This window comes from Arthrobacter sp. AOP36-F1-5 (genome assembly GCF_058137995.1).
Window position 1 is genome coordinate 2,723,329 of record NZ_CM176892.1, and the last position, 12,233, is coordinate 2,735,561.

Annotated in this window: 13 protein-coding genes; 3 read left to right on the forward strand and 10 right to left on the reverse strand. The window is 63.2% G+C overall.

Going from position 1 to position 12,233, the window contains the following annotated elements; all coding sequences use genetic code 11:
- Positions 1-5: 5 nt before the first annotated feature.
- Positions 6-1,484 (reverse strand): NAD(P)H-hydrate dehydratase, encoded by a 1,479-nt coding sequence (locus AC3ZI9_RS12395; protein ID WP_489923652.1) that lies wholly within the window; start codon positions 1,482-1,484, stop codon positions 6-8.
- A gap of 3 nt (positions 1,485-1,487) precedes the next feature.
- A complete protein-coding gene (locus AC3ZI9_RS12400; RefSeq protein WP_087000362.1) occupies positions 1,488-1,838 on the reverse strand; it encodes a holo-ACP synthase in 351 nt (116 codons plus the stop codon).
- A 147-nt stretch (positions 1,839-1,985) separates the two neighbouring features.
- Between AC3ZI9_RS12400 and AC3ZI9_RS12405 the strand changes: the two genes are divergently transcribed.
- Entirely contained in the window at positions 1,986-2,561 is a 576-nt protein-coding gene (locus tag AC3ZI9_RS12405) for a mycothiol transferase (RefSeq protein ID WP_489923653.1), read from the forward strand.
- A 62-nt stretch (positions 2,562-2,623) separates the two neighbouring features.
- Here AC3ZI9_RS12405 and glmS read toward each other — a convergent pair whose 3' ends face one another.
- Positions 2,624-4,498, reverse strand: coding sequence for a glutamine--fructose-6-phosphate transaminase (isomerizing) (glmS, locus tag AC3ZI9_RS12410; RefSeq protein ID WP_096223371.1), 1,875 nt, complete (start codon positions 4,496-4,498; stop codon positions 2,624-2,626).
- A gap of 126 nt (positions 4,499-4,624) precedes the next feature.
- Between glmS and coaA the strand changes: the two genes are divergently transcribed.
- Positions 4,625-5,584 carry a type I pantothenate kinase gene (gene coaA / locus AC3ZI9_RS12415; RefSeq protein ID WP_489923654.1) on the forward strand — a complete coding sequence of 320 codons (960 nt, stop codon included), beginning with the start codon at positions 4,625-4,627 and terminating at the stop codon, positions 5,582-5,584.
- A gap of 72 nt (positions 5,585-5,656) precedes the next feature.
- A complete protein-coding gene (gene mscL / locus AC3ZI9_RS12420; protein WP_087000355.1) occupies positions 5,657-6,046 on the forward strand; it encodes a large conductance mechanosensitive channel protein MscL in 390 nt (129 codons plus the stop codon).
- Between the two features lie 117 nt (positions 6,047-6,163).
- On the opposite strand, the gene glmM is transcribed toward mscL, so the two are convergent.
- From glmM to rpsK, 7 genes are all read right to left on the reverse strand, one after another.
- Positions 6,164-7,510 carry a phosphoglucosamine mutase gene (gene glmM / locus AC3ZI9_RS12425; RefSeq protein WP_087000353.1) on the reverse strand — a complete coding sequence of 449 codons (1,347 nt, stop codon included), beginning with the start codon at positions 7,508-7,510 and terminating at the stop codon, positions 6,164-6,166.
- 156 nt (positions 7,511-7,666) lie between these two features.
- On the reverse strand, positions 7,667-8,170 hold the full coding sequence (gene rpsI / locus AC3ZI9_RS12430; protein ID WP_087000351.1) for a 30S ribosomal protein S9: 504 nt from the start codon (positions 8,168-8,170) through the stop codon (positions 7,667-7,669).
- Positions 8,171-8,211: 41 nt separating this feature from the next.
- Entirely contained in the window at positions 8,212-8,655 is a 444-nt protein-coding gene (gene rplM, locus AC3ZI9_RS12435) for a 50S ribosomal protein L13 (protein WP_087000349.1), read from the reverse strand.
- Between the two features lie 317 nt (positions 8,656-8,972).
- Positions 8,973-9,911: a tRNA pseudouridine synthase A gene (locus tag AC3ZI9_RS12440; protein ID WP_443425082.1), complete on the reverse strand. Its 939-nt coding sequence runs from the start codon at positions 9,909-9,911 to the stop codon at positions 8,973-8,975.
- Between the two features lie 133 nt (positions 9,912-10,044).
- Positions 10,045-10,545 carry a 50S ribosomal protein L17 gene (rplQ, locus tag AC3ZI9_RS12445; RefSeq protein WP_443425081.1) on the reverse strand — a complete coding sequence of 167 codons (501 nt, stop codon included), beginning with the start codon at positions 10,543-10,545 and terminating at the stop codon, positions 10,045-10,047.
- Positions 10,546-10,626: 81 nt separating this feature from the next.
- A complete protein-coding gene (locus AC3ZI9_RS12450) occupies positions 10,627-11,637 on the reverse strand; it encodes a DNA-directed RNA polymerase subunit alpha (RefSeq protein WP_087000343.1) in 1,011 nt (336 codons plus the stop codon).
- 171 nt (positions 11,638-11,808) lie between these two features.
- The gene (gene rpsK / locus AC3ZI9_RS12455; protein ID WP_087000341.1) at positions 11,809-12,210 is read right to left on the reverse strand and encodes a 30S ribosomal protein S11; all 402 of its coding nucleotides are present in this window, start codon (positions 12,208-12,210) and stop codon (positions 11,809-11,811) included.
- Positions 12,211-12,233: the final 23 nt, after the last annotated feature.

A 12,233-nucleotide genomic window follows, 5' to 3' on the forward strand; every position in this document is an offset into this window, starting at 1 on the left:
CTTGCTCACCCCCTGCTGATGGAACGTGCCAGTGCTTGGGCATGGGGCTGGCCTTCCACGGCGATGCGCCGTCCAGCTTCTGCGTGGACATGGGCCGATGTGGCCGCCAGCTCTACTCGCGAGCGTGTCGATGAGCCATGTTGGCTGTCGACAGCCAACATGGCTCCCAGAATGCCGGTCAGCACATCGCCGCTTCCCGCTGTAGCCAACTCGGGTCCGCCGTTGTTGCTGACGATGGTCGGGCCGTCGGGCGCCACGCATACCGTGGCCGGTCCCTTCAACAGCACCACCGAGGAGTACGCCACAGCGGCCCACCGCGCCCACCGAACGGGGTTCTTCTCAACAGCTTCCCGATCCAAACGCATGCCAGCGCGCTGGAGCAGCTCGGTGAGCTCTCCTGCATGCGGGGTCAGCACCAGTTTTGAGTGGCCTTGTCCCTGAGACAGCTCTGCCAGCGCGCTGGCGTCAACCACGCAGGGCAGTCCGGAGGAAATAGCCGTCCGTGTTGCCGCGAGTTGATCGGCATCCTCGCCGATTCCCGGGCCTACCGCCCAGGCTTGCACATGCGCCTGAGCATCCTGGGCTGCTACCGCTTCGGGGACGGTCTGGGACAAAAGTGGCCGGACGGTCTCGGTGGTTACCGTCCGAAGCATACCGACGCCGGTGTTCACCGCTGCCGTCGCCGAAAGGACGGCAGCGCCCGGGTACTCGTCGGAGCCGGCCACCAAGCCCAAGACTCCTCTGCTGTACTTCTGTGCGCTGCGCGCTGGACGCGGGGACAGTCTGTGGGCATCGCTATCTTCCATGACGAACAGGTCTGGTTCCCCGAGGTACGGGCTCAGACCGATGTCCACGACTTCGACGCGTCCCGAGAGCAGGTGTCCGGCACCGACCGTGAGCCCGGTTTTCATCGCACCAAAGGTCACTGTGAGATCTGCTTGAAGCACAGCATCTGGCGCGCTTCCCGTATCGGCGTTCACTCCTGAGGGCAGATCGCAGGCGACGACCAGAATATCGTCAGGAATCGTGGGCATCGAGACGCCCCCACGGGCCCCCGTTCCCAACACCGCGTCGATGACCAGGTCCACTCCGTTGAGTGCTTCAGTGGCCCGATGCCAACGGCGGTTGCGCCCCCGTGATCCTGCGGCTCCTTCCCTCCCGGCTTCGACGACCTTGCCGCCAGCCCGCTTGAAGGCTGCCAGGCCTTCTACATGGACCTTTGGCGCCATGAGAACGGCCGTGCAGGCCACCCCGCGGCTTGCCAGCCGTGCCATAGCGAAAAGTGCGTCGCCACCGTTGTTTCCGCTTCCGATGAGTGCGGCGATCCGAGCACCATAGACGCCGCCAAAACTCTCACGCAGCAGGTTCATGGTGTGGTGGGCCAGCCCGTGGGCCGCCCGACGCATCAGGGATGCCCCGTCCTGCCCTTGGAGGAGCCCGGCCTCGGCAGCACGGATCTGGGTTCCGGTATAGGCATTAATCATGTTCTAACGCTCCGCAATGACCATGGCCGTGGCCAGGTCTCCATCGTGGCTGAGGGATAAGTGCCAATGACGGACACCCTTGGCTTCAGCGACCTCGGCCACCGTGCCGTCGATCTTCACTTGTGGGGCACCTGCGGCGTCCATGACGACCTGGCAATGCTGCCAGTTCATGCCGGCCGGAGCACCGAGAGCTTTGGCGACCGCTTCCTTCGCGGCGAAGCGTGCCGCCAACGACCGCATGTTCAGCGCGCGCTCTGCCGGCACAAAAAGTCGCTCACATAACGCCGGGGTTCGTTCCAATTGCGTCGTGAAACGGGAAACCTGCACGACGTCCACTCCAATGCCCACAATCATTCCCCCAGCCTATCGGTTTCGGAGTCCTCATATGGTGGTCATGCGCAGGTGACGCGCGCTATCGCTGAACCGGTTCCAGGCGTAGCGTCGCTGACATACCTGTCGGCCGCCATCGTGCCGGAGGAGCAGCCCACGAAAGGACCACCGATGAGCGCGAATATTGCCCGCGAACTTCTACGCGACGGATTCGATCGTGTGGCGCAGACCGTCCGTTCGGTCACCAGCGGTACCGATGCCAGCGTTCTGCTGTATCAGCCCGACCCCCAGTCGAATCATGCCGCTTGGCTGATCTGGCATCTGACCCGTGTGCAGGACGACCATATGGCGGACCTCGCTGCCGTGCTCGGCGGTGCCGCGGCTCCCTCCCCCGGTGCGGCACAGCACATCCCAGCGGGGCAATTATGGCTCGAACATGGCTGGGCGCACCGTCTGGCGCTGCCCTATGAAGAGTCGGACACCGGGTTCGGACATGACGCCGAGCAAGTCCGGGCCTTCGACAACGGCGATTCGGGCCTTCTCTCCGCCTACCATCAGGCGGTCCACGACCGCACCCTGCAGATCCTCGAGTCCCTCGGTAGCGGGGACTTCGAACGGATCGTCGATACGCGGTGGGAGCCTCCGGTGACGGCCGCCTCCCGTTGGGTGAGTGTTCTCAACGACACCACCCAGCATGCCGGTCAGGCAGCCTATGTGCGCGGACTCGCCGAACGGGCGTTGGGGTAGGTGATCAGCGAAGGAGCCCGGTGCATGAACACATCGGGCTCCTTCAGCGGGTGCGGATCTGCCTACTCGACCGTGACGGACTTCGCCAGGTTGCGGGGCTGGTCGACGTCAAAGCCCTTGGAACTGGCCAGTTCACAGGCAAAGAGCTGCAGCGGCACGGTGGCCAGCAGCGGCATCAACAACGTCGGAGTCTCCGGAACGTAGAAGACAAATTCGGCGTAGTCCCTGACTGCTTCGTCCCCGGATTCGGCGATCACCAAGGTCTTGGCTCCTCGCGCCCTGACCTCCTGGATATTAGAGACGACCTTCGAATGCAGTGAATGCCGTCCCCGCGGGGAGGGCACGACGACGAATACCGGCTGGCCGTCATCGATCAGCGCGATGGGCCCGTGCTTCAGCTCGCCCGCGGCGAAACCTTCGGCGTGGATGTAGGCGATCTCCTTGAGCTTCAAGGCCCCTTCCATGGCTACCGGGTAACCGACATGGCGTCCCAGGAACAGCACCGAGCTGGCCTCGGACATCGACCGGGCCAGCGTCTTGATCTCCTCCGCCCGGTCGAGGATGTCCTGGATCTTGGCGGGGATGTCCTGCAGGTCGGCCAGGATGTCCTTGATTTGGCCGGTGAACAGGTTGCCGCGCAACTGGGCCAGATAGAGTCCCAGCACGTAGGTGGCGGTGATCTGCGCCAGGAAGGCCTTGGTCGAGGCCACGGCGATCTCGGGGCCGGCGTGCGTGTACAGCACGGCGTCTGACTCGCGCGGGATCGTGGAACCGTTGGTATTGCAGATCGACAGCGTCTTGGCCCCTTGTTCGCGCGCATAGCGCACTGCCATCAACGTATCCATGGTCTCCCCCGACTGGGAGATGGAGACGATCAGGGTGTTGGCGTTCACGATCGGGTCCCGATACCTGAACTCGTGGCTGAGTTCGACCTCCACGGGGATGCGGCACCAATGTTCGATCGCGTACTTGGCGACGGAGCCGGCGTAGGCGGAGGTTCCACAGGCCAGCACGATGATCTTGGAAATATCGGCCAGCTCCGCGGAATCGATCCGCAATTCGTCGAGGGTCATCCGGCCCTCGGCGTCGTACCGGCCCAGGAGGGTATCGGCGACGGCGGCCGGCTGGTCGAAGATCTCCTTCTCCATAAAGGAATCGAATCCACCCTTTTCCGCGGCTGCCGCGTCCCAATCAACATGGAATTCGGTGCCTTCGGCAGGGTTGCCTTCAAAGTCGGTGATGACGTGATGATCCGGGGTGATGGTGACCACCTGGTCCTGCCCCAGTTCCACCGCACGCCGGGTGAAGTCAATGAAGCCGGAGACGTCGGAGCCCAGGAAGTTCTCGCCCTCCCCGAGCCCGAGGACCAGCGGCGAGTTCCGTCGTGCGGCCACGACCACGCCGGGCTGGCTTTCATGGATGGCCAACAGAGTGAACGCGCCTTCGAGCCGCTGGCAGGCCAGCTGCATGGAGCGGGCCAGATCCCCGCCGCCGGCGTGAGTGTAGATATCGCCCAGCAGCACGGCGGCAACCTCGGTGTCGGTTTCCGAGTCGAAGACATGGCCAGCAGCGAGGAGTTCGGCGCGCAAATCTGCAAAATTTTCGATGATGCCATTGTGGATGACGGCCAGCTTCCCGCCGTCGGCCAGATGCGGGTGAGCATTGACGTCAGAGGGGCCACCATGGGTGGCCCACCGGGTGTGGCCGATGCCGGTCAGCGACGGCGGCAGCGGACGGGCTTCGAGTTCGCCGATCAGATTGGCCAGCTTGCCGGCCTTCTTGCGCGATTCGAGCCCTGCTTCTCCGATCACCGCGATCCCTGCGGAATCGTAGCCACGGTATTCCAACCGGCGCAGCCCCTCCAGAACCACGTCAAGGGCCCCATGGTTACCGGTCGTTTTTTCTGGACGGCCTACATAGCCAACAATTCCACACATGCGCACAAGAATACCGCGCCGAAGAACCGATATTGATCATTTCCGGCCCCCGAAACGAGTGGCCGCCACGGCTGGTGGCTGCGCTCCGGTTTGGGAATACGAGGACCTGCTTGGCACAATTCAGTGGTGAGCGCCCCCCGAGACCACGACGCCGGAGTCTCCCCTTTTGTGGAACTGGACCGGCAGACCTGGGCACGACTGTCCAACGAGATCACCCAACCGCTCGACGAGGGGGATCTGATCAGGCTCAGTGGGTTGGGTGAAAAACTTGATCTCAAGGAAATCAAGGACGTCTACCTTCCCCTCTCCCGCCTGCTGAACCTCTATGTGCAGGCAGCCGGACAGTTACATCAAGCCACGAACACCTTTTTGGGCGAATCGACCCGACGCACCCCCTTCGTCATCGGCGTTGCCGGCTCCGTGGCCGTCGGGAAGTCCACGACGGCCCGCGTACTCCAGGAGATGTTGCGCCGGTGGCCGGATACCCCCAATGTCGAGTTGGTGACCACCGACGGGTTCCTGCACTCCAACGAAGTGTTGGAACGCCGCGGGCTGATGCATCGCAAGGGGTTTCCTGAGGCCTACGACCGGCGCGCCTTGCTCCGCTTCGTTTCGGCGGTGAAGTCCGGTGCCGAGGAGGTTCGTGCCCCCTGGTACTCACATCTGACGTACGACATCGTCCCCGGCAAGGAAGTCGTCGTTCACCGCCCCGACGTGCTCATCGTGGAGGGACTGAACGTGCTGGCCCCGGCCCAGGTCAGAAGCGATGGGACGGCCGGTTTGGCGCTCAGCGACTTTTTCGATTTCTCCGTCTACGTTGACGCCCAGACCCAGGCGATCGAGAACTGGTACGTCAAGCGGTTCATGAAACTGCGCAGCGGCGCCTTCGCGGATCCTGCCTCCTACTTCCACCGGTACTCCAGACTGTCCGACGATGAAGCCCGCGAAACCGCTTTGGGGATCTGGCGCCGGATCAACGAACCAAACCTCCGGGAGAATGTCCTTCCCACCCGTGGCCGCGCCCAGCTGGTGCTCACCAAGGACAGCGATCATTCAATCCGGCGCATGCTGCTGCGCAAAATCTGACCAACAGGTCATCAATAAAACCATTGGATCTAAATCCCCACGTGCCCGGCAGACATCTGTATAGTTGTTCGCATGTTACAGGGATTCAAGGAATTCATCATGAAGGGCAACGTCGTTGACCTTGCCGTCGCCGTCGTCATTGGTGGCGCCTTCGCCACAGTGATCGATGCGTTAGTCAACAGCGTTCTGATGCCGTTGATCTCGGTGCTCGTCGGCACCCCGAACTTCGATAACTTCCTGGCCGTCGGCCCGGAGCACGCGATCAAGATCGGCGTCCTGCTCACCGCAGTCGTCAACTTCTTGCTCGTCGCTGCGGCAATCTACTTCGTCGTGGTCATGCCCATGAACAAGATGATTGAACGCCGCAACGCCCGTCTGGGCATTCTTCCCGAAGAGGAGGAAATCGATCCACAAGTCCTCCTGCTCACCGAAATCCGCGACTCCCTCCAGCCGCGTACTTAGTTTTCCTTGAAGGACCGGCTGCTACCTGCAACCGGATAAACCCAGCGGGCCCCGTCTCAGGACGGGGCCCGCTCGATTTTCATGGTTAGGTTCTGTTCGACCTGCCGGCCTCTGTGGTCAGAGCGCCAATTCGTTCTTGACGACACCGGCCAACCGGCTGGCCACATCGTCGGCGACGAGGTGGTCGGTCGCCTCGACCATCACCCGGACGACCGGCTCGGTACCGGAGGGACGCAGCAATACCCGTCCGGCACCGCCTAATTCGTTTTCCGCGCCCTGGACGGCCAATGAGACCGCTGCGTTGGAGTGCGCGGCGTGCTTGTCCACGCCCTTCACGTTGATCAGCACCTGTGGAAGGACCTCCATGACGGCCGCCAATTCCTTCAGGGTCTTCCCCGTGGCTGCCACGCGCGCGGCGATTTGCAAACCGGTCAGGACGCCATCACCGGTGGTGGCGAAGTCGGAGAAGATCACGTGCCCTGACTGTTCACCACCGAGGGTGAACCCGCCGTCGCGCATGCCCTCCAGAACGTAGCGGTCCCCCACCCCTGTTTCGGCGATGGTGATGCCCGCGGCCTCCATGGCCATCTTCAAACCCAGGTTACTCATGACCGTGGCTACGAGCGTGTCATCCTTGAGCTTGCCGGCTTCCTTGAACGCCACGGCCATGATGGCCATGATCTGGTCCCCGTCCACGACGCTGCCTTCGTTGTCAACGGCCAGGCACCGGTCGGCGTCCCCGTCGTGGGCAATACCCAGGTCGGCCCCCTCGGACAGGACCTTCGCCTGAAGCATCTCCAAATGGGTCGAGCCGCAACCGTCGTTGATGTTGTTTCCATCGGGATTCGCCCCGATCACCACCACCTCTGCCCCAGCGGCGGCGAAGGCATCCGGTGAGCAACCGCTAGCCGCGCCATGGGCACAATCCAAGACGATCTTCAGCCCTTCAAGACGGTGCGGCATGGTCTTGAGCAGATGGACCACATAGCGGTCCTCCGCATCCGCGAAGCGTTGAATCCGGCCCACGTCCGCGCCGAGCGGCCGGGGGGACTCCCGATCCAGCTCGGCTTCGATGGCATCTTCTTGAGCGTCGGAGAGCTTCTGGCCTCCGCGGGCCAGGAATTTGATGCCATTATCGGGTGCCGGGTTATGGGAAGCGGAGATCACAACACCGAAGTCCGCTTCGATATCGGCGATGAGGTAGGCGGCCGCCGGGGTCGGCAGGACGCCGGCATCGAAGACGTCGACCCCCACGGAGGCGAAACCAGCTTCGATGGCTGCGGAAATGAAATCACCACTGATTCGAGGGTCACGTGCGATCACGGCCACCGGGCGGGTTCCCTCGGCAACAGTTCGCAGACCAAGCACCACTGCTGCTGCCTGCGCCAAGTTCATGGCGAGTGCCGGGGTGATCAGTTCGTTTGCTTTTCCACGCACACCATCGGTGCCAAATAATCTAGCCATCCCGCCCATCTTATCGCCCGGAAACGATAAAAATGTGGCGGCTGGCAACGATCCGGCCACACTTTCACCCTCGCACGGCCCCATTAAGCGGCCGAGGGCCCCACGGCATATGCCGTGGGGCCCTCGGTGGGAACCCTGCGGTTCCAGGGAAGCAGATTAACGCTTCGAGTACTGCGAGGCCTTGCGTGCCTTCTTGAGGCCAGCCTTCTTGCGCTCGATGACGCGGGCGTCACGAGTCAGGAAGCCGGCCTTCTTCAGGGCCGGACGGTTGTTCTCGCGGTCAATCTCGTTCAATGAGCGAGCAACACCCAGGCGCAGTGCGCCGGACTGGCCGGAAGGCCCGCCACCGTGGATGTTGGCGATCACATCATACGCACCGTCGAGCTCCAGGAGCTTGAACGGATCGTTGACTTCCTGCTGGTGCAGCTTATTCGGGAAGTACTCCTCCAGCGTGCGACCGTTGACGGTCCACTGGCCGGTGCCCGGGGACAACCGAACGCGGGCGATAGCCTGCTTGCGACGGCCGACGGCGGAGCCACCGACAGTCAGTGCCGGACGTTCCTTGACGACGGTCTCTTCGGCCGCCGGGGACGACTCGGAGGTGTAGGCGGACGGAGCCGCACCCTCGGTTTCATTCAGCTCTTCAGTGTTCTGAGCCACGATTCTCCTTGAAAACTAGTCTCTTGTTTCGGGGCCCAGCGCTACTGCGCGACCTGGGTGATTTCGAAGGTCTTGGGCTGCTGGGCAGCATGCGGGTGCTCGGCTCCGCGGTAGACCTTGAGCTTGCCCAGCTGCTGAGCAGCAAGGGAGTTCTTGGGAAGCATGCCCCTGATGGCCTTCTCAACTGCCTGAACCGGGTTCTTTTCCAACAGTTCGGCGTAGCTGACGGACCTCAGACCACCCGGGAAACCGGAGTGGCGGTAGGCGCGCTTCTTTTCGAGCTTGGCGCCGGTGAGGGCAACCTTCTCGGCGTTGATGATGACGACGAAGTCACCCATGTCCATATGAGCTGCATAGGTGGCCTTGTGCTTGCCGCGCAGCAGGGTTGCGGTCTGGCTGGCGAGTCGGCCCAGCACGATGTCAGTGGCGTCGATGACGTGCCACTGGCGATCTGCGTCGCCGGGCTTCGGAGTGTACGTACGCACGTTTATTGCCTTCGTTTCCTTGGATACTGGTCAAGCGTTCCACCTGCGGCAGCTGTGAGATCCACCAGCAGGGAAGAGCACTGTGTTATCGATGCGCTGTACCAGTTCTTCAGGTGAGGTCTGAATCTAACCGGCCATCCATCAGCTGCCTGCAGTCTCCACAGACCAGGGCCCTGCAACTGGGCCGTCACGCGGAAAAAGTTGTGTCAGGCATAGGACATGCACAACAGCAGCCTACTTTACCGTATGCGCGGCCCGGCACCAAAAGCCGCGATACCGGGCCTTTACTGCTCCCCTGTTCTGGGCCCCAGGGCGCCTCAGGATCGTTGCAGGTCTTCGGGACGACGCCGCGCGCGGGTGGTTTCGGCACGCAGGCCCAGCTGGTCGTCTTCCGGGTAGGCCACCTGTTCCAACACCAGCGGATGCGGTGCAGCCATGCGGGTCCGATGGTCTCGGATCGGCTCCGCGATCCGACGTTCCACCCATCCCGGAGCTTCCTCCCCATCGCCGACCCGCAGGACCGCGCCGATGAGGGTGCGCACCATGTTGTGGCAGAACGCGTCGGCTTGGAGGCTGGCCACTAATATGCCGTCCTCGGCCCGGGTAAAGGTAAATGCTTCCAGGGTCCGAATGGTGGTGGCGAAGTTCTTGGGCCGGCAATAGGACAGGAAATCATGTCGGCCGAGGGCAACCTGTGCCTCGGCGTTCAGCAGGCCCGGGTCCAGCTCCCGCGGATGCCATAACGTCATGGACCGGGTGAGTGGGTCCCACCGATGCTGCCCGTCGGCGATGCGGTAGCTGTATCGGCGCCAGAGAGCTGAGAATCGGGCGTCAAAACCATCGGCTGCAGCCCTCGCCTCGTGGACGAAGACCTCTCCCCCGATGCGGGACGTGACACCGCGGACGCGTCGCAGCAGCGCCTCGTCTTCGGTCAGGTTCTTTCCGCGGGGCAGGGCCCGGTATTCGGCTTCGGTCAGATCAAAATGGGCGACTTGGCCCCTGGCGTGGACTCCCGCGTCCGTCCGGCCGGCGACCGTGGTGCGGACGTCACGCCGAAAGAGCAGCCCCAGGGCCTCCTCAAGGCTCCCCTGGACCGTACGCCGCCCCGGTTGGGTGGCCCAGCCGGAGAAACTAGAGCCGTCATAGGCCAAGCGCAGGCGGATGCGCACGGTCGCTGGTTCCACGGTGTTGGCCCCGGCCACGCCGGTTCCAGCGTCGGGCACACGTCCGCTGGCGGTGTCGAGGGGGAAGTTCATGAACCGAGTCTAGAAGCGGTGCACGCTGTGGCGCCATTTGGGTGGGGCACGCCGCTCACGACGAAGGGGCCGGGACCATCCCGTGGGATGGTCCCGGCCCCTTCTGAAGAGGAGTCGGCTTTAGGGCCGGTCCTTACTTATCGTCGGATGCCTCGGTGGCTTCCGCCGGAACCTCGGTCTCGGCGACCTCGGGCTCGGCAACCGGAGCGGACGTCTCGGCAGCCTTGGTGGCTTCCTTCACGACGGCCTGCTTCGGGGAAACGGGCTCGAGGACCAGTTCGATGACAGCCATGGGGGCGTTGTCGCCCTTGCGGTTGCCGATCTTGGTGATGCGGGTGTAGCCACCTTCACGCTCGGCCATGGCCGGGGCGATGTTGGTGAACAGCTCGTGCACCACTGACTTGTTGGTCCGGTTGCGCGAGGCAATAGCCGCCTGGACGCGACGACGCGAGGACAGGTCTCCGCGCTTCGCGAAGGTGATCAGGCGCTCGGCGTAGGGACGCAGGCGCTTGGCCTTCGTCACCGTCGTCGTGACCGACTTGTGCTCGAAGAGCTGGGTCGACAGGTTCGCCAGCATGAGGCGCTCGTGGGCTGCTCCGCCTCCGAGGCGCTTTCCCTTGGGTGGGGTAGGCATTGTTTTTTCTCCTAGATGGAGCCCGCCGCCCCGCGCAAAGGCGCGGGCCTTGGGGCAAAGTACATTACTTTGAAGGCGGCCTTAGGCCTCTTCGTCACCGAATTCGGCGTCGTCCTCGTCACTGGCGGCTACACGCGCGGCCAGATCAAACCCTGGAGGTGAATCCTTCAGGGACAGACCCAGCTCGATCAGCTTGGCCTTGACCTCGTCGATGGACTTGGCACCGAAGTTCCGGATGTCCATCAGGTCGGCCTCGGAGCGAGCAACCAGCTCGCCTACCGTGTGGATTCCCTCGCGCTTGAGGCAGTTGTACGACCGGACGGTCAGCTCGAGATCTTCGATCGGCAGAGCCATGTCGGCGGCGAGTGCGGCGTCCGTCGGGGACGGGCCGATCTCGATGCCTTCGGCGGCCGAGTTCAGCTCGCGGGCGAGTCCGAACAGTTCAACCAGGGTCGTACCTGCCGAAGCGACGGCGTCGCGGGGCAGGATGGAGTCCTTGGTCTCGACGTCGACAATGAGCTTGTCGAAGTCGGTGCGCTGCTCGACACGAGTGGCCTCCACACGGAAGGTCACCTTCAGAACGGGTGAGTAGATGGAGTCGACCGGAATACGGCCGATCTCGGCATCAAGGCTCTTGTTCTGCGCCGCCGAAACGTAGCCGCGGCCACGCTCGATCGTGAGTTCCATATCGAACTTGCCCTTCGCGTTCAACGTCGCGATGTGCAGATCCGGGTTGTGGAACTCGACGCCGGCCGGCGGGGTGATATCCGCGGCCGTGACGACGCCGGGGCCCTGCTTGCGCAGGTAGGCGACGACTGGCTCGTCATGCTCTGAGGACACAGCAAGGTTCTTGATGTTCAGGATCAGTTCGGTGACGTCTTCCTTCACACCCTGAACGGTGGTGAACTCGTGCAGCACGCCGTCGATGCGAACACTGGTGACAGCTGCACCAGGGATCGAGGACAGCAGCGTGCGGCGCAGCGAGTTGCCCAGGGTGTAGCCGAAACCCGGCTCCAAGGGCTCAATCGTGAACCGTGAACGGTTCGGGGCAACTACTTCTTCGGTAAGGGTGGGGCGCTGTGCAATAAGCACTTACATTTCCTTTCAGCGAGCATCCGCTATATGACGCAACACATGTGGGTGGAAACGACGTCTGCCGTCAGGCGTCCGTCTAGATCGGGCGAATGATCCGCAGTTGGCGCGCGCCGCCGTCGTCCCCGGAGTACGGAGACGACGGCGGCACAGGCCTATAACTGGGTCAAACTAGACGCGGCGGCGCTTCGACGGGCGGCAACCGTTATGGGCGCTCGGGGAAACATCCTGGATGGATCCCACTTCGAGGCCGGTGGCCTGCAGTGAGCGGATGGCGGTTTCGCGACCCGAACCCGGTCCCTTCACGAACACGTCGACCTTCTTCATGCCGTGTTCCTGGGCACGCTTGGCGGCCGACTCGGCTGCCATCTGCGCGGCGTACGGGGTCGACTTGCGTGAACCCTTGAATCCGACCTCGCCGGCCGAGGCCCACGAGATGACGGCACCGGTCGGGTCCGTGATGGACACGATGGTGTTGTTGAAGGTGCTCTTGATGTGCGCCTGACCAAGCGCGATGTTCTTCTTGTCCTTGCGACGCGGCTTGCGGACCGCTCCACGAGTCTTTGGGGGCATTGCTAACTCCTACGAAGTATTTG